The sequence below is a fragment of the Azospirillum agricola genome, from assembly GCF_017876095.1.
Taxonomy (GTDB): Bacteria; Pseudomonadota; Alphaproteobacteria; order Azospirillales; family Azospirillaceae; genus Azospirillum; species Azospirillum agricola.
On sequence record NZ_JAGINM010000012.1, the window covers coordinates 158,148 to 182,346 of the forward strand.

A 24,199-nucleotide genomic window follows, 5' to 3' on the forward strand; every position below is an offset into this window, starting at 1 on the left:
CGTGCCGGAATCCGCCACAGGCGCTTTGACTCGGGCTCCGGATGGGTGCAAGGTCGCGCCGCTTTTTCCCAGCGCTGACCGTCAGGACGTCACCCCATGAGCAACCAGCAGCCCGCCGTCACCTTCGAGGAAATCCGTGCGCTCCTGCGCAATCTGCCGGGTCCGGATCTGGACGCCGGCACGGCGGCCTTGCAGCGCGAACGGCAGCTCACCAAGCCGGCCGGCGCCCTCGGGCGGCTGGAGGAGCTGGCGCAATGGGTCGCCACCTGGCAGGGCCAGCACCCGCCCGACATCCGTCGCCCGCGCGTCGCCGTCTTCGCCGGCAACCACGGGGTCGCCGCGCGCGGCGTGTCGGCCTATCCGGCGGCGGTGACGGCGCAGATGGTCGCCAACTTCCAGAATGGCGGCGCCGCCGTGAACCAGCTCTGCGAGACGGCCGACGCCGATCTGCGCGTCTACGAGCTGGATCTCGACAACCCGACCGCCGACTTCACCCAGGGTCCGGCCATGGGCGAGGAGGAGTGCTGCCGCACCATGGCCTACGGCATGATGGCGGTGGAGATGGGCGTCCAGCTTCTGGCGCTGGGCGAGATGGGCATCGGCAACTCGACCTCGGCGGCGGCGCTCTGCCTCGCGCTGTTCGGCGGCGAGGCGGCCGACTGGACCGGGCGCGGCACCGGCGTGGACGACGAGGGGCTGGCCCGCAAGGTCGCCGCGGTCGAGGCCGGCCTGGCGGCCAACCCGCAGGCCAAGGAGGATCCCCTGGAGGCCCTGCGCCGCCTCGGCGGCTACGAACTGGCGGCGATCGCCGGCGCCATCCTGGCGGCGCGCGTGGCGCGGGTTCCGGTTCTGCTCGACGGCTTCGCCTGCACGGCGGCGGCGGCGGTCCTGTTCAAGGCCGACCGGCGCGCGCTCGACCATTGCGTCGTCGCCCACCGCTCGGTCGAGCCGGGCCACGGCCGTCTGCTGGAGGCGCTGGGCAAGGAGGCGCTTCTCGACCTCGGCATGCGCCTGGGCGAGGGGTCGGGGGCCGCTCTGGCGATCAACATCGTGAAGTCGGCCGTCGCCTGCCACGCCGGCATGGCGACCTTCGCCGACGCCGGGGTCAGCAACCGGGAGGGGTGAAACGGCGCGGCAACCGCGCGAAACACCACCAAACGCCGCTGTATCTTTGCCGGCCCATGGGCCATGATCGGCGGCGCGGGGCCGGCGCGCGACCCGAACGGGCGCGCGCCCTTCGCCGTTCCCGCTTCCGGAGCCGTGTCGCCGATGCCAGTCGCCACCTTCGCCCTCACCGCCACCGGACGGATCGCCGGACGGACCGATGTCGGCCGCGCCCGCGCGCGCAACGAAGACAGCCTGCACGTCGATCCGGCGGGGCGCTTCGCCATCGTGTGCGACGGGATGGGGGGCCACGCCGGCGGCGACATCGCCAGCCGCAAGGCGGTCGAGGTCATCGCCGGTCTGCTGGAGGACGCCGCCTCCGCCCCGCCATGCGATTTCGGCGGGGTGGAGGGTGACGGGCCGGACGGCGGCGACACGGTCAGGACGCTGCCGGAACCGGATCGGGAAGAGGCCGCGATCCGCGGCGCTCTGGCCCTCGCGCGATCGGCGGTGCGGCGGGCCAACGCCCGCATCCATGCGCTCAACCGGCAGCGCGGCTTCGCCGACGGGCGCGGCATGGGGACGACGGTCGTCGGCTGGTGGCTGGTGCCGGACAGCAACCGGATCGTCGCCTTCCACGCCGGGGACAGCCGGCTCTACCGGCTGCGCGGCGGCGAGTTCCGCGCCCTGACCCGCGACCACAGCCTCTACCAGCTCTGGCTCGACAATGGCGGAAACGGCACGGCTCCCCACCGCAACATCATCCTGCGCGCGCTGGGCACCGGGGAGGAGGTCGAACCGGAGGCGGCGGCGCACGCCCTGCTTCCCGACGATGTCCTGCTGCTCTGTTCCGACGGCCTGAACGGGATGCTGCCGGACACCCTGATCGCCCGCATCCTGCGGCAGGAGCCCGATCCCGAGCGGGCCTGCGCCGCGCTGGTCGACGCCGCCAACACGGCCGGCGGGCAGGACAACATCACCGTCGCCGTCGCCCGCTTTTCCGCGACCTGAGGCAACGGCCGGCTCATGGCTCCCGCTCAGGGCGCCGTGGCGATGAAGCGCAGCACCGCGAGCGGCGCCGCGTCGGGACCGGCGGCGGCCAGCGCCCGCTTCAGATCGGCCAGATAGACCACCGCTGGTTCCACCTCCGGACGGGGAGTCGTGAACAGCGGCGACGGGGTGGCGAGCGCCACCACCAGCTCCTGCCCGTACGGGGCGCCGATGCTCCAGAAACGGCCCCCGGCCCCACGCTCGCCCAGCCGGCGCCCCGCTCCGGCGTCGAGTTGGCCGTCGGGTTCGAGAGGGTTGGGCAGCAGATGCACGACGTTGCCGTCGGAGGTGAAATAATCGACCTGCAACCGCGACGCGGCAGCCGGTCCGCCGATGTCGAGGGTCAGCGGGTCGCCGCCATGCAGCGTGCCGCCGCCGGCAATGCCCATGCTCAGCGGCGCCTCCAGGGCGACGTTGGCGGCGACCGCCGGGGCCAGAAGCGTCAGGGGACCGCACAGGCCGGGGCGGGCCACGGCGACATCGAGACCATGACCCCAGCCGGAAGCGGCGCGGGCCAGCGCCTCGGTGATCGCCGGAAGGGCCGCCTCGCCCGCGACGGTGCCGGATATCAGCAGGCGTCCCTGCACCTCCTCGACCGTCAGCAGGGCGCAGGGCAGAGGCTCCAGCGCCGCCCGCACCGCCTCCACCGGCGGCCGGGCCGGTTCGCGAGGCGTGGGAGACGGGGTGTCGGGTGGCGGAGGGAAGGAGGATGGTTCGGGATCGGCCACCGGCTCCGGTGCCGGCGCTTCTTCGGGTGGCTCCTCGGGAAGAGGGGGAGGGTCGGGTCGTGGCGCGGACGGCTCCGGCACCGCCTCGGGCTCCGGCGGGGAGGTGGCGGCGGGGGGCGTCTCGGCAGGGCGCGCCTCGGCCGAGGGGGAGGGCACCCCGACCGGCGAAGGCAGGGTGGCGTCAGGCAGCGGTACCAAAAACCGCTGCTGCCACGCGAAGGCGCCCGCCACGCCGAGCCCGACCAGCACGGCGGCCGTGAACGTGAGGCCATGGCGAGGACGCGGTGCGTCGGGCGGCGAAGCCAGCGCGCGCACCGCCTCGCGGAAGGAGGCCGCGTCGGTGAAACCGGAGCCGTCCCCGTGGATGCGGGCGAGCAGCGCCGCCACGCCGGGCCGGCCGTCGTGTCCGGACAGCAGGATCTTCGCCAGGAGGCCGGCGCTCCGCAGATCGTCGCTCTCGGTGGCGTCGGGGCTGTGCAACGCCGCGAGGCCGAAACCGGCGACCACCAGTCCCCCGCCGGTGCCCAGCCGGATCGCGGCGGCGTGGAGCGCGCCATGCACCACGCCGCCATGGTGCGCCCGCGCCAGCGCGTCGAGCAGGGCGCTCAGGATGGCGAGCGCTTCGCTCCAGGGCAGGGGGCCGGGGCCGGACAGCCGCTCGTCGAGACGCGGCCCCTCCTCCGGCGGCAAAGCGACATAGGCGGTGCCGTCGATCTCGCCGGACGCCTGGATGGCGGCGATGTGCGGATGGATCAGACGGGTCGCCGCCCGCGCGTCGCGGCGGAAACGCTCCAGCGCGGTGTCGCGGCCGGCGAAGCGCGACAGCGGCACGCATCTCAGCGTCACGACCCGTCCGTTGTCCGGATCGACCGCCCGATAGAGCGCGTCCCCGTCCTCCCGTCGAATCCCGTCGAGCCGTTCGTACTTTCCGAGCCTGCGCCCCGCCATCCCCTCGACCGCCATTCCCGACCTTCGCACCAGCCATCGCGCCTTGCGTCCCGGCCCGGTATAGCGGCTGGGCGCCGCGCGGGCCACGGCTTCCCGCGTGACGAGTCGGGGACATGGCGGGCGGCTGTGACGAATGCGCCCTGGTAACGGATCCTTAGCCCTATGGCTGGAGGCTGTACCGCACCCCACGGGCGCGGAGTGTTCGGTCTTGACGCAGCAATCATCCTCTTGGCGGCCGGCTTCCTGGCTGCGCGGTGCCGCCCTCTACCAGATCTACCCCTTGAGCTTTCGCGACCGCAACGGCGACGGCTGGGGCGACCTCGACGGCGTTCTGGACGGGCTTGAGCATGTCGCGTCGCTCGGCGTCGACGGTGTGTGGATCAGCCCCTTCTACCCGTCGCCCTGGAAGGATTTCGGCTACGACGTCGCCGACCACCGCGCGGTCGATCCGCGCATGGGCACGCTCGCCGGCTTCGACCGGGTGGTGGAACGGGCGCACGGGCTCGGCCTGAAGCTGCTGGTCGATCTGGTCTGCGGCCACACCTCCGACGCGCATCCCTGGTTCGTCGACAGCCGGCGCTCGCGCACCGGCGAACGCGCCGACTGGTATGTCTGGGCCGACGCCCGGCCGGACGGCACCCCGCCCAACAACTGGCTCTCGGTCTTCGGCGGGGCCGCCTGGAGCTGGGAACCGCGGCGGCGGCAATATTACCTGCATCATTTCCTGTCGAGCCAGCCAGCCCTCAACCTTCATTGCGAGGCGGCGATGCAGGCGGTGTGCGACACCGCCGCCTTCTGGCTGGAACGCGGCGTCGACGGCTTCCGCATCGACGCGGTGGATTTCTTCGCCCATGATCCGGAACTGCGCTCCAACCCACCGGCCCTGTGGGGGGAGGCAGAGCCACCCCTGAAGCCCTTTGCCCTGCAACGCCATGTCCACGACATGATGCACCCGTCGGTGACGGAGATGCTCGCCAAGCTGCGCGCCGTGGCGGACCGCTACCCCGGCCGCGTGCTGCTGGGCGAGCTGTCGAGCCAGCCCGGCGCCGGTCAGCGCATGGCGGCCTACTGCACCGGGCGCGGGCTCGACGCCGCCTACACCCTGTCGCTCGCCAAGCAGCCCTTCACCGCCAAGGGCTTCGCCCAGGCGTTGACCGGCACCCCGCGTCCCGAGGCGATCTGCTGGAGCCTGTCGAACCACGACGTCGAGCGCGCCGCCAGCCGATGGCTGCCGCCGGGCGCCGACGCGGGCGACTTCAACGCGCTGCTCGCCGTGCTGACGGCCGCGCTGCCCGGCACCATCTGCCTCTACCAGGGGGAGGAACTGGCGCTGCCCAACGCGGTGCTGAAGCAGCATGAGCTGCGCGATCCCTTCGGCATCACCTATTGGCCCGATTTCGCCGGGCGCGACGGCAGCCGCACCCCGATTCCCTGGAGGGCCGCCGAACCCAACGCCGGCTTCGGCGCCGGAGAGCCCTGGCTGCCGCTGGCGGCGTCGCACGCCCCGCTGGCGATCGACCGGCAGGAGCGGGAGGCCGGCAGCCCTCTGTCGGTGTGGCGCGCGGCGCTGCGCCTGCGCCGGACCCAGCCGGCCCTGTCGGCGGGCTCGGTCGGTGCGGTCGAGGAACGCGGCGGGGTGCTCGCCTTCGAGCGGGCGGTCGATGGCCAGCGGCTGCTGGCGGTGTTCAACCTGACCGGCCAGCCGGCCGAGCATCCGCTGAAGGGCAAGGGAGAACTGACCCCGCTGGCCTTGCCGCGCGCGCCGGGCGCAGCCGGGCCGGAGCGGTCGGCCGACGGGCGGACGCTGGTTCTGCCGCCCCTTGCCGCCTTCCTGGCGGCGCAGGGCTCCGCGACCTGACGGTGACGGCGATGCGCGGCGGCGGCGCCTCGCCGCTCCCGCGCGTCCGCCGGTTCACGCCAGATAATTCAGCAGCGAGAGCTTCTTGGTCTGCCCGGCCACGGTGTAGGCCGCCTGGAGGGTGTTCATCGAGGTGGCGAGGCGCGCCGCGACCTCGGTCGGATCGACGCCCTCAATGCCGGCGATCCGCTCGGTCAGGGTGGCGTTCGCCGCGGTGTGCGAGGTCTTGGTGCTCTCCATGGTCGAGAGGTCCGACGCCACCTTGGCGTGGATCGACCGCAGTTCGTCCGTCGCCTGGGCCATCAGCTCGCGCGACTTGCCGATGTACTCGGTGTATTTGCCGGGGTTGGTCGCCGCGACGCGCGCCATACGGAAGGCTTCCACCAGGGTCTGGAAGCCCTTCTCGTCGGCGCTCACCCCGTAGGTGACGTTCAGCCCGTCGTCGATGCTGACCTGCGACTTCCGGTAGGCGTCCGGATTCTGCTTCTTGGTGAGATATTCGGCGTCGTAGAAGGGCAGGTCGGGCGGGTTGGTGTAGGGAATGTCGGTGATCGGCGTGGCTTCGGGCGGCAGGGTCGCCACCGAGATGGTGTTCTCGATGGATCCGTTCGTCACCTTGGCGGCGGTCGAGAATTGCTGGATCCGGTCGGGATGGTTGGGATCGACCATCGTGTTGCTGGTCAGCGAGATGCCGGCGCCGCTGCCCAGCGCGTCGATGGTGACGGGCGGCGGCGGCTTCAGGTTGGCGAACTGGGCGCGCAGCTTGTCGGACACCGCGGCGACGTCGGTGGTGCCGGCGTCGTAGTCGGTGTCGCTGACCGTGTAGCTGACCGTGTAGGTCTGATAGGGCGGCAGATCCTTCGGTTCGTTCGGATGGTTGGTGTAGTAGCGCTGGTTGTAGGGATCGTCCGGATCTCCCACCGTCACCGTGAATTCGAAGGTGTCGCCGATGTCGACGTTGGCGCCGTTGAAGCTGAAGCGCTCGACCTGGGGCAGCGTCGCCGTCGCCGTCTGCTGCGTGGTCGGCAGCGTGGCGGAGTTCTGCACGGTCGCGGCGTTCTGGACACGCGACGACACGGTGAAGCTCTGCCCCGGATCGTTGCCGACCAGCGTGATGATGCCGTTGCCCGTCGACACGGTCATCGGCAGCTTCGGGCTGGCCGCGTTCATCTGGGTGCTGAGAGTCTGCGCCAGGAAGGTCAGCGTCTTCGGGTCGCCCGGCTGGATCTGGTAGCCGAAGCTCTGGCCGTTGACCGTCACCTCGTAATAATCGTCGGTGTTCACCAGGGCGCCGTTCAGCGTGATCTTGCTGGTCTGCTTGGTCGCCATCAGGTCGGTGACGGGCTCGGTGGCGTAGCGCGAACCGGAGAACAGGAAGCGGTCGCCGAAGCGCTGGTTCAACATCGCCTGGATGTCGCGCATGGCGCCCTCGGCGCGCTCCTTCATCTGGTCGGCTTGCGGCCAGGAAACCGTGAAGTTGCTGCTCGACGCCGCCTTCAGGCTGTCGAAGGTCAGGTTCAGAACGGCGCCGTCGCCGGGACCGCCGGACATCGTGAAGTTGTAGCCCTTGCCGTCGTTGGGCGGCGTCGTGCCGAGATTGATCGCGCGCGTGGTCTTGCCGCCCAGCCCGTCCGTCACCGTCACGTCGAAGGTGCCGTTGGCGCCCGTCTGCGAGGGGATGGCGGTGACGGTGTAGCGGGCGCCGACCGTCAGCGAGGATTTGTCGACGTTCAGCGTCGTCTTCATCGCGTCGGGGTTGGCGTTGAAGGCGGAGGTGACGCTCGGCGGGCCGGGCTCGAACGGCATCAGGTTGCTGGCCTGCCAGTCCGTCGCGATCTTCTCCAGCGAGGTCAGCACCTTGTCCGTCGCGGCGACGCGCGGGCTGGCGGTGTTGATGTTCTGGAGGTAGTTGTCGCGCCGCGCCATCTCGGCCCGCAGATCCAGAAGCTTCTGGGTGTCCGCGCCGTAGGCGTTGAGGTCGATGGACTTCTTGCCCGTCGTCATCTGGGTCGACAGCGTGTCGACGTTGTTCTGGCCGTTCGACAGGTTCCGCACCAGGCTCAGATACGATGCGTAGCTGCTGACTCCCGTTATCGAGCTCATCGGATCACCGCCTCCAGCGCGTCAAACATTGCATTGGCCACTTGCATGACCCGTGCCGAAGCCTGGTAGGAGGTCTGAAGCTGTTGAAGCTGCGCGATTTCCTCGTCGATGTTGACGCCGGTGCGGGAGTGGTAGCGCTCGGTCAGCAGCTGCGCCGATTCCTTGTCGGAGGTCTGCTTGTCGTTGACCGACTTGGCCGTCGCCATCCAGGTGCCGGTGATGCCGCTGACCATCTGGCTGTAGGTCGCGTCGGTCATCTTGAGGCCGTCGGCGGTCAGGGTGCGGCCCGGCGCCTTCAGCGCCGAGACCACGTCGTTGATCGCCGAGCCCTTCACTTTCGCGGTGTTTTCCAACAGCTTGGCGTTCACGGCGATGGTGAAGCGGTCGCCGCCGGTGAAGAACTGCTCGCCCTGTTCGCCATCCTTGGAGATGGCGGAATCATAGGCGTCCCGGAAGCTGGTCGGCTCGCCGGGCTTGGTGGCGCCCGTGAAGGCCTGGGCGAACTGGTCGAGCTGCGAGCGCAGCTTGCGGATCACCTCGGCCGTCGGGTCGCCGCTGGCCGCCGTCGGCGGGTCGGTCAGCGAGCCGTCCTGGCGCATCTTCAGCAGGGCGCCGAGCTTGCCGTCGCTCAGATGGCCGTTGATCGAGGTGATTTGATTGCCGACCTGTAGGTTGATATTGCCGCCGTCGAAGGAAAGTTTTGCCGGTTCGGCATCGACCAGCCCGAGGCCCGACGGCGTGAAGATGGCGATGCGGCCGTCCGGGCGCTCGACGGTCCGGATGTTCATGTAGCCGCTCAGCTCGCGGATCAGGCCGTCGCGCTTGTCGGCGACCTCGTTGGCGGCCGCACCCTGGCTCTTCAACGACACGATGTCGTTGTTGATCTGGTTGATGTCCTTGAGAAGACCGTTCACCCTGGTCAGTGAATCGTCCATGTCGGTCTTCATGTTGCGGTCGAGCTGCTCCACGCCCTCCGACACGCGGCGGATCTCGCGCGCGAAGTTGTCGGCGGCCTGGACCAGCTGATACTGCGCCGTCTCGTCCTCCGGCGTTGTCGCCAGCGTGCTCCAGGCGGACTGGAACTTGGCGGCGTACTCGTTGATCAGCGGCGTGCCGTTGGTGGTGCGCAGCAGGTCGCCCAGCTGCTGCATGTAGGTCGCCTGCACCGCCGAGCCGCCGGAGCGCGAGTTCAGTTCCTCGACCTGGGCCTTCAGCGCCTGGTCGACCTCGCGCCGGTACTGGGTGTTGATGATCTGGCCGCTGCCGTCGACCGTCTGCTGGACGGTGTGGCGCGTGCGGGTGGGGTCGTCGGCACGGGCGATGTTGTCCGAAACCAACTTCACGTTGGCCTGGACGGTGCGCAGACCGGCGGTCGCACTGTTCAAGGCGCTGAAGAGGGAGGACATGGCCGTGGACCTTTCGCGGAACGGGAGGGGCGGGGCGGCGGCGTGGCCGCCCCGTCAGCTCAAAGCCGAGGGTGGCGCGTCAGCGCTTCAGCCCGAGGACTTCCTGGAGCATCTCGTCGGAGGTCGTGACGATCTTGGTGTTGGCGGAGTAGGTCCGCTGGGTGACGATGAGCTTGGTGAACTCGTCGGCGATGTCGACGTTCGAGCCCTCGACGCTGTTGGCGATCACGGCGCCGGCCCCGTTGGTCTCCGGATCGTTGAAGTTGGGCTTGCCCGCCTCCTCGCTCTCCAGGAAGACGCCGCCGGATTCGCGTTGCAGCGCGTTGGGGTTGTTGAAGGTGATGATCGGCACCTTCGCGATCACCTTCGAGCGACCGTTGTCGTAGTTGACCAGCACGTTGCCGTCGTCGCCGAAAACCACGTCCTTGAACTGGCCTCTCGGCGCGCCGTTCTGGATGAGCTGGGTGACGTTCATCTGCTCGCCGGCGTACTGGGTAAGACCGCCGGGCTTCTGGTACTTGCCCATGTTCAGCGTGATCTGCTGCGGGCCGAAGCCGTAATCCACCGTGAAGGTGATGTTGGCGTCGGCGCCGGCCGCCTGGGTCGCGGCGCTCACCGCCGTGCCGGTGCCGACCAGGGCCGTCGATATGTTGGTCAGCGTGCCCACCGTCTCCGGCGTCTTGCCGAAGGTCAGGCCGATGTGTGCCGGCGTCTGGCCGGCGACGCAGGTCTGCTCCAGGGTGAACTGGTTGGCCGTCGTTCCGTCCGCCGTCTTGGCGGTGATGGTGATGACGCCGCCCTGTGCGGTGGCGGTGACCGGAAGCGAGGTGTTGGAGTTGATCTTGTTGGCCAGCGCGGCGGTGATGTCCTCCATGGTCATCTCCTCGCCGGTGGTGCTGTAGGTCACCGGCGTGCCGTTGACGCTCAGCGAGTAGAGCGTGCCGACGTCGCCCGGCGTGCCCGTCAGGGTCACCGTGCGGCTCTGCCGGACGCCCGCCACGTTGGCGGTGGAGAAGACGCCGGTCAGCGTGTTCGCCGCCGAGCTGGAGTTCGTCACGCCGCTGGAGGTGCCGACGGTTCCGCCGGCGACGTTCGCCTGGATGCTCAGCACGCCGCCGGTCGCGGTGGCGGTCACGTTGCCGAGAGAGGCGGAGGCGGCGTTGATGCGGTTGGCCAGCTCCTGCACCACGCCGGTCGCGTTGGCGTAGGTCGAGTAGGTCTGGGCGGTCACCGTCACCGCCACGACCGTGCCGTTGACGTTGATCCGGTAGACGTCGCCGACGTCGATCTGCGACTGCGGGAAGGTGAAGCGGTCGATCTGGCCGGCGACCGAGGTCGGGTTGGTGGTGGTCGGGCCGGTGATCGTGTTGGAGGTCGGGGTCGAGCCCTGGACGCTCTGGGAGATCTTGAACGGCGTGCCGGCGTTGCGGGCGGTGACGTGGATGACGTTGTTCGTCACCGTCGCCAGCACCGGCGCGGCGGGGGAGGCCGAGTTGATCTGGTTCGCCAGCGCGCCGGCGAGGCCCGAATAGGTGCGGACCGACGCGATGTTGTCGGCGGTGATCTTCAGGCTGTAGTTGGTGCCGTCCACCGAGACGGTGTAGATGTCGCCGATGCGCAGGTTGTCCTGGCCGTTCGTGTTCTGGCCGGTGATCACCACCGCGTTGACCTGGGCGATCGCGGTCACGCCGGCGGTGTTCTGGCCGAAGGTCGCGGTGGCCGGGTAGCCGGCGAAGCTGCCGTCGACCGGCTTGGTGTTGGAGCCGGGCGCGTCCAGCGTCAGCCGCCAGTCGCCGCCGGCCTGCTGGCGCCACTGGAAGTTGACGGTGCGCGGGTTGCCCTGGGTGTCGAAGATCTGGATGCTGGAATCGGGGATCTTCTGGCCCTTGGCCGGGGTCGCCGGCAGGTTGGCCGACAGATCGATGCCGTTGGTCGCCACCGGCTTGTCGATCAGCGAGTTCACCTGGATCGGCTGCACCTGATCCTTCTGCAACTGGCCGGTCACCGGGTCGGCGACCCAGCCGTTCAGCGCGTAGCCGGCGCTGTTGACCAGATAGCGGTTCTTGTCCAGCTCGAAGTCGCCGGCGCGGGTGTAGTAGGCCGACGACGAGTTGACCGTCCCGGTCTGCGTCTGCACCAGCGTGTTGGAGCCCTGGGTGTTCAGTTTGGAGACGCTGAAGAAGCCCTGCCCCTGGATGGCGATGTTGGTCGGGCTCTGAACCTGGGTCAGGTTGCCCTGGATGTTGTTCATGAAGACCGGCTGCGCCGACACGCCGCCCGGCGCGTGGATCCGCGCGTTCGATTGGAGAACCAGCGTCTCGAAGGCCGAATCCACCCGCTTGTAGCCGATGGTCGAGGAGTTGGCGATGTTGTCCGAGATGTGGCCAAGAGCCTTCGACTGGGCATTCAGGCCGAGAACGGCGGTTGTCATCGAACCGAAGATGCTCATGGCCGGTGGTCTCCGAAAGAAAGGGCGAGCGTGTTGACGCCCTATCAAGCAAGGAGAATGCCAACTTTCGGAAGAGCGGCAGGGCCTTGTTTTCCGAGGGTTTTTGACGGAACGGCAGGAACGGTGCCGGAAATTGCCGGGCGCTGGGAAAGTTTCGCCTAGTGACCGCCGCGCGAAAAGGGGAAGAAAGCTCCCGTCCTTCCGCGGACGGCCCCCGCCGTCCCTTCGCCATCGGACGGGTCAGCGCGCGGCGAAACGCTCCATCAGCGCGCGGCCGTAGGCCAGAAGCCGTTCGACGGCGGCGTGACGGGCATCGATGCCGGCGAACAGGCGGCGTGCCTCCTCGGACTCGTCCCGGCGGAAGGCGGGGTCGTGGGCCAGACGCCGCGCCCGCTCGGTGAAGGCGTCCCATTGGCTGGCGGCGCGCGACGGGCCGACCACCGCCGCCACGTCGCCCTGGTTCAGCGTGACCACAGGCAGGCCGTCGGCCAGGGCATAGGCGGCGCTGCCGCCGCCACCCTGGCGGGGCGGGTTCAGATAGGCGTCGGCGACATGGTAGAGCGCGCGGATCTCCGGCACGAAGCCCAGGCTGCGCAGGCGCCCGGCGTTGCGTGCGGAGGCGAGCCGGCCGGGCAGGGTCGCCACCGGCCCGGCGAAGGCGACCAGCGCGTTCGGGCAGAGGTCGAGCAGGGCGTCGAGCCGCTCGATGAAGGCGGACGTCACCTCCTCGTCCAGCCGCCCTCCCACCACCGTGAAGACGAAGGCGTCGTCGGGCAGGCCGAAGGCGGCGCGGCGGGCGCCCGGAGCCTCCGGCGGGGCGGAGTAGCCGAAGCGGAAGGGACGGAGACGCTCGGCGAAGGACGCGCGGTATTCCTCCGGCAGACCGACGGTGGGATCACCGTCGTCGAAACTCAGCAGGATGTCGGCCATCGAGCAGGTCAGCCCGCTGGTCGTCGGGATGCAGATGGTCGGCCGCACTCCGGCGAACAGGTCGGCGGCGAGGACCGATCCGCCGAAGGAGACGACCAGATCGGGATCGAAGCCCTCGATGGTCTCGACAAGGCCGCGGATCTTCGCCTCCGAGAGGCTGCGCTCGACCGACGACCAGGTCCGGACGGTGGCGCCGTCCTCGCTCACCGTGACCGGGCCGGCAAGGCCGGGCGTCACCACCGCCTGGAAAGGCGGGACGAAGGCGGTCAGCACGGCGCTGGGCAGCAGGTTGCCGTTCACCAGCAGCACCGCGCAGCCGAAAGCGTCCTGAAGCCGGCGGGCGTAGTCGAAGGCGTCGCGCGACGGCTGGTGCATCGGCCGGGTGAACTGGTTGGTCACGATGGCGATGCGGCGAGGCTCCCCCGCCCGGACCGTGAAGGGCTTGGGCGCCACCGCGAAGCGGCGCTTCACCTCCCGCAGGATCCAGCGGTAGAAGCGCGGCAGGTCGCCCGCCGTGAAGACCGCGAGCCGGGTTCCGAGCGGGCGGCCGAGAAAGATCTGCCGGCTGATCGACCAATAGACGGCCTGGGCAACGTCCAGCGGCCAGTCGGCGCCGTTGCCGATCACGGTGTGGATCAGCCGTTCATAGTGATAGAGGTCGCCGCTGAGCCGGAACTGCACCGAGGCGTCGAGGATCGGGTCGCCGCACGGCGGGTCCTCCTCGAGCGCGTCGAGCAGGCGCCGGGGCAGGGCGGGCTGGCCGTTCAGCAACGTGTCGCAGAGCTGCTCGATCACCGCCAGCCGCTCCGGCCCGCCCGGGTTGCGGCACTGCGCCCGCACATCCGCGAGCAGCAGGTCCTGCCAGTCCGCCGGGGGCGCCGCCGGGGGCGCCGTGGGGGAAACCTCCGGGTTTTCCGTCGCCACGGTGGCGGACAGCGCGTCGTGGCGCTGCCGCGCATCGGCGTGGCCGGGATCGTGGCGCAGGCAGGCGGCGAACGCCTCCACCGCCTCCGACGCCCGCCCCAGAGCCTCGAGAGCCAGCCCGAGCCCATGCCAGGACGGCGCCGACGCCGCGTCGCGGGCCAGCGCGCGCTGGAAGCTGTCCGCCGCCGCCTGGGCGTTTCCGCGCGCCAGCTCGACCACCCCGAGATTGCGGTGGGCGTCGATGAAGCCGGGGTCGAGGTCGATGGCACGGGCGTGGCTGGCCGCCGCCTGGTCGAGGGCGCCGGTGACGCGCAGGGCTTCGCCGAGGTTGCTGTGATAGGCCGGGTTGCGGTCGTCGATGGCGATGGCGCGGCCGATGACGTTGATCGCCGTCAGCGGGTCGCCGGTCTGGTAGGCGATGACGCCGATGAGATGGATGGCGTCGGCGTTGGCGCGGTCCTGGGCCAGCACCTGCCGATAGAGCGCCAGCGCGCCCGGCAGGTCGCCCGCCTGATGCGCCGTCAGTCCCCGGTTCAGAAGGGAGGCGCCGTCGGTCATGGCGTGCCGCCCGCCGGCCCGTGGGTCCGCTGGGCCTTGGGGCGGGCCTTGAGACGGGCCTGGGCGGCCGCGGCCTGCGCCTTCAGCACGGCGGCGACCGTTCCCAGCACCGTCGCCCAGTCGCCGGGGCGCGGCTGGCGGAACAGCCGCAGCGACGGGTACCAGGGGCTGTCGCCGCGGTCGAGCAGCCAGCGCCAGTCGGGAGCGAAGGGCAGCAGCAGCCAGACCGGCAACCCCATGGCCCCGGCCAGATGCGCGGCCGAGGTGTCCACCGCGATCAGCAGATCGAGGTTGGCGAGCAGGGCGGCGGTGTCGGCGAAGTCCCGCACGCCGTCGATCGGATCCTCGACGCCGTCCCCCGGCAGACGGGCCAGGGCGGCGCGCGCGTCGCCGGTCTGCAAGCTGAGGAAACGCACCCCCGGCACCGCCAGCAACGGGCGCAGGGCCTCGACGGGCAGCGAGCGGTTGCGGTCGTTGCGATGGCGCGGGTTGCCGGCCCAGACCAGGCCGACCCGCAGTTCCCCCTCCCGCCCGCTGTCCAGCCGGCCCTGCCAGCGGACGACGTCGGCGGGCTCCGGCGCGAGGTAGGGCACGCTGGCGGGGATGCGCTCCAGATCGGTGCCGAAGGCGCGCGGCAGGCTCATCAGCGGGCAGTGAAGGTCATGCGGCGGCGGCTCCGGTCCGCGCGGCCACAGCTCCACCGACGGGCCGAGGCTGGCGAAGAGGCGGTGCAGCGCCTCGTGGGTTTCCAACACCACCCGCCCGCCGGCCCGCGCCACCAGCGGGGCGTAGCGCGCGAACTGGATGGCGTCGCCGAAGCCCTGCTCCATGTGCAGCAGGATGGTGGCGCCGTTCAGCGGCTCGCCCGCCCAGGGCGGGGTGGCGAAACGGCGCCAGCGATGCTCGAACCCCTCCCAGCCGGCCCGCAGATCGCCCCGCACCAGCCGCCCGACCGCCCGCGCCAGATGCGCGGCGCCATGGGACGGCTGCCGGGCCAGCACGGCGTCGAAGCAGGCTTCCGCCTCGGCGAAGCGGCGCAGGTCGCGCAGGACGGTGCCGAGATTGAGCAGGGTTTCCGCATGGCCGGGGCGCGCCGCCAAGGCCCGCGCCAGCCAGAGCCGCGCCGGCGCATAGCCCGCCCGATCGTGCAGGAGCGCTCCCAGCGCCTCCAGCGCGTCGGCCGAAGCGGGCTGGAGCGCCAGGGCGCGGCGAAGCGCCGCCTCGGCATCGTCCGGTCGTCCGGCTGCCCGAAGGGCCGCGCCCAGATGCGCCCATGGCTGCGCCGCCGCCGGCCGGACCCGCGCCGAGCGGCCGATGAGGGTGACCGCCTGGACCGAACTTCCACGCTGGGCGTGCAGCACGCCCAGAAGATGCAGCGCGTCGGGCTGCGCCGGGTCGGTTCCCAGGATCCGCCGGTACAGCGGTTCGGCCGCATCGGCGCGTCCGGCCATGTGGTGGTTGACGGCGGCGTCCAGAGCGTCCAGGAGTGTGGCCATGCCCTCATCTCTACACCGGCCGCCGCCGGTTAGGCGAGAGCCCTTTGCCGCAGGTGGATGGACGAGCATGGACGACCGGTTGCCGACGCATCTCTGGGTCATGGCCCACATCCGCAGCGCCGACGCGCAGGGCGTGCCGATGATGGTCGTGCGCAAGGGCGACCCCAGCCGCGGCACGGTGATCCTGAAATTGAACCGGCTCGACCGGACCTTCACCGTGCTGGTCCAGGCGCGGGACGGGGAAAAGCTGTTCTGGTCGCGCGGAACCGGCCCCGACCCGGTGACGGAGGCCGACGCCGATGCCTACATCGCCCGCCAGACCCGCTACGACCCCGACGTCTGGGTGATCGAGATCGAGGACCGCCAGGGCCGGCACTGGTTCGAGGGCGCCATCCGCTGAACAGGCAGCCGCTGACGGTTCCTCACGCGGGCGCCGTCACGCGCGGGAAACGCAGGGTGAAGGCGGCCCCCCCGCCCGCCACGCTCGTCACCGCGATGGAGCCGTGCAGGCGCCCGGTGACGAGGTTGTAGACGATGTGCAGCCCGAGCCCGCTGCCCCCGCTGCCCCGGCGGGTGGTGAAGAAGGGGTCGAAGATCTTCGGCAGCACGTCGGCCGGGATGCCGTGCCCGTCGTCGGCGACCGACAGCTCCACCACCTCCCCGTCGAGCGCGCGGGCGGTGATGTCGATCCGGCCCGGCCGGTCGGGATCCAGCGCGTGGACCAGCGCGTTCATGATCAGGTTGGTCAGGATCTGCGACAGGGCGCCCGGATAGCCGTCGATCTCGATGTCCGCCGGGCACTCCAAGGCGATGGTCAGCGCGGTGCGCGTCTTGTAGGTCGGGTGCAGGCTGCGCAGCAGCTCCTCGATGTAATCCCTCAGCAGGAAGACCCGGCGCTCGTCGCTCGACTGGTCGACGGCGACCAGCTTGAAGCTCTGCACCAGGTTGGCGGCGCGCGTGCTGTTGGCCAGGATCAGGGCGGCCATCTCCGAACCGTCGCCGAGGAAGCGTTGGAAGTCCGACTTCTTCAGCGTGTTCGCGCTGTGTTGCCGCCCCAGATCCTCGATCAGCGTCTGGAGCTGCGAGGCTCCGGTGATGGTGATGCCGATGGGGGTGTTGACCTCGTGCGCCACCCCGGCGACGAGCTGGCCGAGCGAGGCCATCTTCTCGGCCTGGATCAGGCTCGCCTGGGTCGCCTTCAGGGCGTCGAGCGCGCGTTCGGCGTCGTCGCGCGACTGGCGCAGGGCGTGCTCGGCCTCGACCTCGCGCGTCACGTCCACCACGACCGCCTGGATCGCCGGGCCGTCCATCCAATCGACCCGGCGGCCGGTCAGCTCGACCCACAGCCCGCCGCCGTCGGGGCGCCGGGCGCGGATGCGCCGCCGGCCGGTCGGCTGGCCGGTGCTCAGCAGATGCTCGGAATTGTCGAGCAGCGCCTGCCGCTCCTCGGCCGGAACCAGCGCGAGCAGCGAGGGCAGGGCCATGACGTCGGCCACCGCCACCCCGAACATGGCGGCAAAGGAATCGTTGGCGTAGAGCGCGCGGAAATCGCGGTGGATGATGGTCCCCTGGATCGATCCCTCGACGAGATCGCGGAACCGCTTCTCGTTGTCGGCGAGGTCGCGCTGCCGCCGGTCGATCTCGTCGATGAAGTAGCGGATGGAGGCACCGATGTCGGTGATCTCGTCGTCGCCGTCGACCGGAACGGCAACCTCCGGGCCGCCGCCCGACAGCCGCGCCACCACCGCCCGGTTCAACCCGACCAGACGCGACGACAGGAAGCGGCGGAAAACGAAATAGACCATCACCACCAGCAGGACCGACGCGCCGGCCAGCGCCATCACCGCCTGCGTCCGCTCGGCGATCAGCAAGGCCAGCGCGTCGGTGCGGTCGGAGGATTGCGTGCGGATGGAATCGAACAGCGCACGGGTCGAGCGGTCGACCGTCTCGACCAGCACGCGGGACTGGGCGGTCAGGGACTGGGCGCGGTTGCGCGCCTGCAACCGCTCGACCGCGCTCTCGAACAGCCCGCCGGGCGCCACCAGCAGGGAGAACAGTTCCTCCTGCATGCTCGACATCGCCGCCCCGGCGATGCCGGGGGTGACGGCGGCGATCCGTCCCAGCTCGCTCAGCGTGCGCTCGGCTGCGCGCTGCTCGCCCTTCAGCCGGCTGAGATGGTCGAGCTGGATCGAGCCGGCGGCCCGCGCCATCAGGGCGCCGACACGGGCGGCCCAGGGGCCGGCCTCCGCCCCCGGCAAACCCTCCAGCGCGCCGGACAGGCGGCCGAGCCCGCGCGCCGCCTCGGCCTGCCGTTCGGCGCCGTCGATCTGCCGGGCGACCTCGGCGTTGAGGTCGGCGACCGTCGCGGCCAGAATCAGCAGCGTCGAGCGGATCTGCTCCAGCAGCCGGATGTTTTCCTCCCCGGCGGGCTCCTGCCCGGCCTTCCCCTCGCCGGCGGCCTCCCCGGCCAGCAGGGCGCGCATGCGGGCGACCAGAAGCTGCATCGAGTCCAGTTCGGCGACGAGGCCGTCGTAGATCGAGCGGCGCTGCGGCGTCGAGCCGGCGCCGGCCAGCAGGGGAAGCTGCGCCACCAGCTTTTGCAGCGAACCGTGCAGTTCGGCGCTGGTGATGACCTCCGGCAGCGTGTTGGTGGACAGCGCCGACACCTCCGTCCGGAACAGCCTGAAGGACGACATCGACACGCCGCCGATCAGCAGGACCAGCATCGCCATCACCGACAACCCCAGCGTGATCCGCAGGGCGATGCCGATCCGCCGCCGGCGGCGCGGCGGCGGCCGGTCCGTCGGCGCGGCATGGTCGGACGGTGCGGAGCGGTCTGGCGCCGGCCCCGTCGATGTCTGGGCCGGCCCCCGGTCCTGGACGGTGAGGGTCATGAGCCGCTACCGCCTCACCGTCATCCGCCCGTCGAGGCGGGGGGCGAAAGTCCCGGTGCGGGCGATGTGGCCGATGAGTTGGGTGGAGACGAAGTCGCTGTCGCGATCCTCGACCAGGCGGGGCGCCGTGCCGAGCGCCGCGTAGCCGTCGCCGCCATTGGCCAGGAAGCTGCTGGTCGCCAGCCGGTAGCGCGCCTTGCGGTCGAGCGGGCGGTCGCCGACGCTGAGCTCCTGCAACCGCTGGCCGGGCGGCTTGGTCAGGTCGATCACGGCGCGGGCGTTCGACAGATGGGGAAAGCGCCCCTGCACCTGCTCGACCGCCGACACCCCGCTTTCGACCGCGTCCCAAAGCTGCTGCCCGGTGAGGTCGAGGACGACGCCGACGTCGTGGTAGGGCAGCTCGGAATAGATGTCGCGCCGGGTCAGACGGGCGCCGTTGGCGTATTGCCGGTCGCCGCGGATGCCGCCGCCGGTGATCAGTCCGACGTCGGCGTCCAGGGCCGTGCGCAGCGTATCGACCACGGCGTTGGCGAAGGCGTTCTCGCCGCCGCGCACCGCCTCGCGCCGGGTGTCCATGGCGCCGTCGAGCGTCCCCACCTCCATGCTCAGCATCGCGTCGAGGCGGGCCGCGTAGGCCTTCGCGCGGGTTTCCGTGTCCGGGTCGGGCGCGACCGTGGCGCTGTCGAGAAGCCGCGCCTCCGCCGACCAGACGACACGCGAATCCGGCTGGCGGTCGATGGTGACGTCCAGCGCCAGCGCCCAGGCCGCTTGCGGGGCGACGGTGGCGGACAGGAAGCGCCCGTCATACTCGACGCCGAAGCTGCGGCCGCGATCCTGGTAGAGCAGGATGTCGGTCGGCCGGGCCGCCAGCACGGTGCGGTGGGTGTCGCCGGCGCTGCCGGTCATCGCCACCACCAGATCGACCCCCGCCGCGCGCATCGCCCTGGTCTTGTCGGTGAGGGCCGCCACCGGGTCGCGGAATTCGGTGCGCGGCGCCCGCGCGGTCTCCCGGGTCAGCGTCGGCGTCGCCGCCAGCACGCCGACCCGATAGGGACCGGCCTTCAGGACCACGGACTCCTCAAGCCCGTCGAGCGGCCCGCCGGTCGAGCGGTCGACCGCGTTGCTGGTGATCAGCGGAAAGCCCGCCTCGAAGGCGCGGGTCATCAGGCGGTCGTCGCCGTGATGGAACTCACGGTTGAGGGCGGCCATCGCGTCGATGCCCATGCCGTTCAGCAGATCGATGATGTGGGCGCCCTGGTCGTAGAAGGCGAGAACCGACGGCGACAGCGACTGCCCGCCATGCAGGACCAGCAGGGTGCCGCGCTCGGCCCTTTCCCGGCGGATCAGCGCCGCCAGCCGGGCCATCCCGCCGCGCCCCTGGCTGTCCTCGAGATCGGTCGTGCCCTGGACATAAAGGATGGTGAAACGGTGGGGCTCGGCCCGCGCGCCACCTGCCGGCAGGACCAACAGGGCGGCGGCGGTCAGCGCAAGGGTCAGGCACGCAAGCCGAACGATTCCTTTGCCCGACCCCATCCCGACTTCCCTTCACGCGCTGCCGACCAGCGAAACATGCCGATTATGCGCGTTTGCGGGCCGCTGTTGAAGCAAAGCCGCGTTACGGGATTGTCATATGGACGATGCCCGGCGGGGAAGGGCGCGTTTCAGCCATTCGTAGACGCCAAGGGCCTGCAAAAGCCCGATCAGGCGCATGCGCAGCGGCGCCGGAACCCCGGCGAAGCGGGGGGCCAGTCCGGCCCGCCGGGTCTTCGCCAGTGCCGCCCGGCGGTCGTAGGCGACGCGGTGGAAGGCGACGCGGCCACGGCCGGTGTCGAGGATGGCGAAGCTCGCCCGGCTGTCGGCGCCGCGCGGCTCGCCGACGGTGCCGGGGTTGAGCAGATAGAGGGCATCCGGCCGCAACGTGACCATGTTCCCCTCCAGTTGCCGGATGACGCCGCCGTGACGCTCCCAGACGCCCTCCCGGTGGGTGTGGCCGAAGGCGCAGACACGGGCGCCCGACGGATGGGCGGCCAGCGCGTCGAAGCTCAGGGCCCGCTTGCCGTCGCTGTCAAGCCGAACCAGTTCGCAGCCCCGCTCCGGATGCAGGGCGCCATGGACGAGGACGAGCGCGTCGTCCACGGCGGCCTTCAGCGGCAGGCCGGACAGGAAGGCCCGGCTGTCCGCGTCCAGCTTTTGCCGGGTCCAGGCGATGGCGCGGCTCGCCGGCCCGCTGAAGCCCTCGGTCCCGATGGCGCCGACCGCCGCCCGGTCATGGTTGCCGGCGACGCAGAGGACACCGGCCCGCTGCAGCAGGGCGACGCAGGCGGTGACGTCGGTGTTGTAGCCGACGATGTCGCCCAGGCAGACGATGCGGTCCACCCCTTCCGCCGCGATGCGGTCGAGCACCGCGCCCAGCGCCTCGGCGTTGGCGTGGAGATCGGAGATCAGCGCGATCCTCATGGCCTTGCGGTCCTCACGGCGTCGCCAGACCGGTGGGCCCGCGCGGTGCCGGTTCCGGCCGGCAGCAGCCGGGCCAGTTTCGGGCGCAGGAAGGGCATGGGATCGTCGAGCGCGATGGCCTTCGCCTCGCAGCGGGCGACCCAGGCGAGCCATTGGGCCGTCGGAATGCCGGCCTCGCGCGCCGCCTTGCGGTCCTTGCTGATGTGGCACCAGCAGGCGCCGGGGCGGGCGATCGCCGGGGCGGGGCGGGGGGCGCCGGTGAGGTCGGCCTGGACGATCGCCGGCAGGTTGACGCCGGCCACCGCGCCCAGATGGTGCCACAGGGTGCTGCGCGGGTTGACCTCCAGCAGATGCAGGCCGCCGTCGGGCGCGCGCTTGAAGTCGAACTTGGCGAGGCCGCGCAGCCCCATCCGTTCGCTCAGGCTGCGGCCGAGCGCCGCCACGTCGGCGCCCTCGCCCCGGCTGTCGGTGATGGTCAGGGCGGTGCTGTGGCCGTACTCGGCCGGGTAGGTGCGGATCTTGCGGCCGGTGAACTCGCCGGCGACGGAGCCCCGCGCGTCGATGTAGACGTGGTAGCTCTCGATGCCGGTTTCCGGGCCGGGGATCAGTTCCTGCGCCAGCAGGTCGATGCCGACCGGGATCAGGCGCGGCCACAGGGCGCGCAGCTCGGCCGGGTTCTCGATGCGGATGGCCTTGCCCAGCCCCTCGATGGAATCCCAGGGCGGCCGGCGGGTCAGCGGCTTGACGATCAGCGGGTAGCGCAGGTCGAGGTCGGGCGCCTCCGATCCGGCTGCGGGGTGCAGACGCCGGGTGCGCGGCACCGGCAGGCCGAGACGCTCCGCCAGCGCCTGGAACCGGGCCTTGTCGACCAGCGTCTCCACCAGTTCGGCGTCGGCCAGGGCGAAGCGGAAGGCACGGGCCAGACGGTCGCGGTGGCGCGACACCATCAGCAGATGGGCGTCCTCCTCGATGTGGAGCACCGGGCGCTCGCGCTGGGCGGCGCCGAAGCGCAGCAGCGCGTCGACCAGCGCCTCGTCGCCGCCGGACCCGGCGGTCCAGGGCAGCAGCGTCTCGGTGAAGCGGGAGTAGGCGGCGGGGGAGCCGGGCGGCCCCACCACGGCGCAGCGGATGCCGGCCAGCCCGAGCGGGCGGACCAGATCCATGTCGCCCAGCACGCAGGCCAGCGGAGCGTTCTTGCGCAGGCTCGTCATCGTCGTTTCCTCCCCTCAGGACCCCTTGGCGGGAGCGAACCAGCCCCGCATGGACCGTTTGACCGTCTCGGCCAGCGCGCCGCGCGCCTGCCGCCACTGGGCGTCGAGGCGCCGGCTCAGCCGGTCCGGCCCCAGCGCCAGCCAGTTCATCGGCTGTTCGGCGTTGGCGAGCAGCGGCTTGTGCCCGGCCGGCGTGGACATGAAGTCGTAGCAGTCCTCGCCGCGCCGAAGGCTGTCCTCGATGGCCAGCACATGGCTCAGGAGGCCGGGCTTCAGTCGGTTGTCCTTCTCGAAGGCGAAGCCGCCCTGGTAGTTCATCACCCGGTTGCGGTGGACCATGTTGTAGAGGTAGCCGATGGGCTCGCCGCCCGCGCTGATGCGGCAGAGCCGGATGGCGCCCTTCGGCACCCCGTCGGCGATCAGCCGCTCATGGAAGGGGCGGAAGGCCGGGTTGGCGAAGGCCCCCACCTCGCCGCGCGCCTGCCAGCTCGCCTGGTGCAGCAGCTCCAGCGCGGCGAAATCCTCCAGCGCCTCCTCCACCGTGGCGGCGACGCGGTAGTCGAGGCCGCCGCGCTCCTGGTAGAGCCGCTCGGTGCGGTTGACGGCGGAACGCGTGTTCCTGCCCAGCCCGGCGCGGTAGCCGCCGCCCCCGCCTCCTGCGGCGCGGATCCGGTCGAAATCGACCCATTGCGTCGTGTCGGCCAGCCGCACCTGCACCGCGTGGCCGGTCTGGGCGGCGGCGCGGCGGGCGGCGATCTCGGCCTTGTCGGTCAGGCCGGCGAGCACCAGCTCGTCGGAGCGGGTCAGCCGGGAGCCGAGCCAGCGCAGGCAGGCCGAGGTCACGGAGTCGGCATGGCGGCGGTCGGCGAGGATGCCGTTGTACTCGACGAACAGCCGGTCGAAGACCCGGTCACCCGTCTCGTGCAGCATCCAGCAGCGGGTGCGCAGCAGCCCGAGCCGCCACTGCACCCGCGGACACAGCACCGCCAGCCCGACCACCTCGCCATGGAGGCGCGCGACCAGCAGATGCGGGTGGACGCCGGGCGGAAGCAGGGCGAGCCAATGGCCGATCCACAGCCAGGACAGGAAGAAGGAACCGTCCGACCGCGATTCCAGATCGGTCCACATCCCCGCCAGACCGTCGGTGCGGTCGAGCGGGAGCAGATCGATGTCGATGGCTCCGTCGGTGTCGGTCGTGGGCCTGAAGGTCATCGGCTCGGCGTCTCCAGCAGGGACGAATCCATACTGGAGAGAACACCATCCGGCCCCATCCGGGTATCCGTCCCGGCGGGGTTCTCCATCGGGGTTTCGGGGACGCAGAGGGTGCTCCGCTTGGAGGCCGTCCGCGCCCCTTTTTGCCGGGGGTCAGCGCTTGATCGTATCGGCCGATTGGCCGAAGAGGATCTTGCGGCTCTCGTCGTTCACGGTCGGCGTCTTGGCGGCGTTGACGGCCGAGCCCTTCTCATAGGCGCGGACCGTCGCCGGACGCTCCTGGATGGCGGCAAACCAGCGCTTCAGGTTCGGGAAGTCGTCGAGGTTCTGCTGCTGGCGCTCGTGCGGCACGACCCACGGGTAGGCGGCCATGTCGGCGATGGAGTAGTCGGCGCCGCCGAGGAACGCGTTCCCGGCCAGCCGCTTGTCCATCACGCCGTAGAGACGGCCGGTCTCCTTGACGTAGCGCTCCATGGCGTAGGGAATGCGCTCCGGCGCGTACTGGACGAAATGATGGTTCTGCCCGGCCATGGGCCCGAGGCCGCCGACCTGCCAGAACAGCCACTCCGTCACCGTCTTGCGGCCCCGCAGATCGGCCGGAAGGAATTTGCCGGTCTTCTCGGCGAGATAGAGCAGGATGGCTCCCGATTCGAACACCGTGACCGGCTCGCCGCCGTCGGCCGGCGCCTGGTCGATGATCGCCGGCATGCGGTTGTTGGGGGAGAAGGCGAGGAACTCCGGCTTGAACTGGTCGCCGGCGCCGATGTTCACCGGCTTCAGGCTGTAGTCCAGCCCGGCTTCCTCAAGGAACATGGTGATCTTGTGGCCGTTCGGCGTCGGCCAGAAATAGAGGTCGATCATCCCAAACCCT

General features: G+C 70.9%; 16 protein-coding genes. 4 read left to right on the top strand and 12 right to left on the bottom strand.

Annotated features, from left to right (window positions below; genetic code table 11):
* Nucleotides 1–96: 96 nt before the first annotated feature.
* A complete protein-coding gene (gene cobT / locus J2847_RS19020; RefSeq protein ID WP_209780447.1) occupies nucleotides 97–1,125 on the top strand; it encodes a nicotinate-nucleotide--dimethylbenzimidazole phosphoribosyltransferase in 1,029 nt (342 codons plus the stop codon).
* Nucleotides 1,126–1,269: 144 nt separating this feature from the next.
* On the top strand, nucleotides 1,270–2,115 hold the full coding sequence (locus J2847_RS19025; protein ID WP_209780448.1) for a PP2C family protein-serine/threonine phosphatase: 846 nt from the start codon (nucleotides 1,270–1,272) through the stop codon (nucleotides 2,113–2,115).
* Nucleotides 2,116–2,141: 26 nt separating this feature from the next.
* Here the strand turns inward: J2847_RS19025 and J2847_RS19030 are convergent, their stop codons facing one another.
* Nucleotides 2,142–3,845, bottom strand: a complete 1,704-nt coding sequence (locus J2847_RS19030) for a DUF4384 domain-containing protein (protein WP_233474623.1) — start codon at nucleotides 3,843–3,845, stop codon at nucleotides 2,142–2,144.
* Nucleotides 3,846–4,038: 193 nt separating this feature from the next.
* Between J2847_RS19030 and J2847_RS19035 the strand changes: the two genes are divergently transcribed.
* Nucleotides 4,039–5,688 (top strand): alpha-amylase family glycosyl hydrolase, encoded by a 1,650-nt coding sequence (locus J2847_RS19035; RefSeq protein WP_233474624.1) that lies wholly within the window; start codon nucleotides 4,039–4,041, stop codon nucleotides 5,686–5,688.
* 54 nt (nucleotides 5,689–5,742) lie between these two features.
* Here the strand turns inward: J2847_RS19035 and J2847_RS19040 are convergent, their stop codons facing one another.
* The 5 genes from J2847_RS19040 to J2847_RS19060 all read right to left on the bottom strand — a co-directional run bounded on the left by J2847_RS19040 (nucleotide 5,743) and on the right by J2847_RS19060 (nucleotide 15,554).
* The gene (locus J2847_RS19040; RefSeq protein ID WP_209780450.1) at nucleotides 5,743–7,791 is read right to left on the bottom strand and encodes a flagellin; all 2,049 of its coding nucleotides are present in this window, start codon (nucleotides 7,789–7,791) and stop codon (nucleotides 5,743–5,745) included.
* Entirely contained in the window at nucleotides 7,788–9,197 is a 1,410-nt protein-coding gene (gene flgK, locus J2847_RS19045) for a flagellar hook-associated protein FlgK (RefSeq protein ID WP_209780451.1), read from the bottom strand. Before flgK ends, J2847_RS19040 begins: the two co-directional genes overlap by 4 nt.
* A gap of 79 nt (nucleotides 9,198–9,276) precedes the next feature.
* The gene (locus J2847_RS19050) at nucleotides 9,277–11,646 is read right to left on the bottom strand and encodes a flagellar hook-basal body complex protein (RefSeq protein ID WP_209780452.1); all 2,370 of its coding nucleotides are present in this window, start codon (nucleotides 11,644–11,646) and stop codon (nucleotides 9,277–9,279) included.
* Between the two features lie 240 nt (nucleotides 11,647–11,886).
* A complete protein-coding gene (locus J2847_RS19055; RefSeq protein WP_209780453.1) occupies nucleotides 11,887–14,058 on the bottom strand; it encodes a tetratricopeptide repeat protein in 2,172 nt (723 codons plus the stop codon).
* Nucleotides 14,055–15,554: a tetratricopeptide repeat protein gene (locus J2847_RS19060; RefSeq protein ID WP_209780454.1), complete on the bottom strand. Its 1,500-nt coding sequence runs from the start codon at nucleotides 15,552–15,554 to the stop codon at nucleotides 14,055–14,057. Before J2847_RS19060 ends, J2847_RS19055 begins: the two co-directional genes overlap by 4 nt.
* A 67-nt stretch (nucleotides 15,555–15,621) precedes the next feature.
* Between J2847_RS19060 and J2847_RS19065 the strand changes: the two genes are divergently transcribed.
* A complete protein-coding gene (locus J2847_RS19065; protein ID WP_209780455.1) occupies nucleotides 15,622–15,954 on the top strand; it encodes a DUF1491 family protein in 333 nt (110 codons plus the stop codon).
* A gap of 22 nt (nucleotides 15,955–15,976) precedes the next feature.
* Here J2847_RS19065 and J2847_RS19070 read toward each other — a convergent pair whose 3' ends face one another.
* From J2847_RS19070 to J2847_RS19095, 6 genes are all read right to left on the bottom strand, one after another.
* Nucleotides 15,977–18,448, bottom strand: a complete 2,472-nt coding sequence (locus J2847_RS19070; RefSeq protein ID WP_209780456.1) for an ATP-binding protein — start codon at nucleotides 18,446–18,448, stop codon at nucleotides 15,977–15,979.
* Nucleotides 18,449–18,454: 6 nt separating this feature from the next.
* A complete protein-coding gene (locus tag J2847_RS19075; protein ID WP_209780457.1) occupies nucleotides 18,455–19,981 on the bottom strand; it encodes a bifunctional metallophosphatase/5'-nucleotidase in 1,527 nt (508 codons plus the stop codon).
* 93 nt (nucleotides 19,982–20,074) lie between these two features.
* Nucleotides 20,075–20,905 carry a metallophosphoesterase family protein gene (locus J2847_RS19080; RefSeq protein ID WP_209780458.1) on the bottom strand — a complete coding sequence of 277 codons (831 nt, stop codon included), beginning with the start codon at nucleotides 20,903–20,905 and terminating at the stop codon, nucleotides 20,075–20,077.
* On the bottom strand, nucleotides 20,902–22,116 hold the full coding sequence (locus J2847_RS19085; protein WP_209780459.1) for a carboxylate--amine ligase: 1,215 nt from the start codon (nucleotides 22,114–22,116) through the stop codon (nucleotides 20,902–20,904). Before J2847_RS19085 ends, J2847_RS19080 begins: the two co-directional genes overlap by 4 nt.
* A 15-nt stretch (nucleotides 22,117–22,131) precedes the next feature.
* A complete protein-coding gene (locus J2847_RS19090) occupies nucleotides 22,132–23,328 on the bottom strand; it encodes a GNAT family N-acetyltransferase (RefSeq protein ID WP_209780460.1) in 1,197 nt (398 codons plus the stop codon).
* A gap of 153 nt (nucleotides 23,329–23,481) precedes the next feature.
* A complete protein-coding gene (locus J2847_RS19095; protein WP_209780461.1) occupies nucleotides 23,482–24,189 on the bottom strand; it encodes a glutathione binding-like protein in 708 nt (235 codons plus the stop codon).
* Nucleotides 24,190–24,199: the final 10 nt, after the last annotated feature.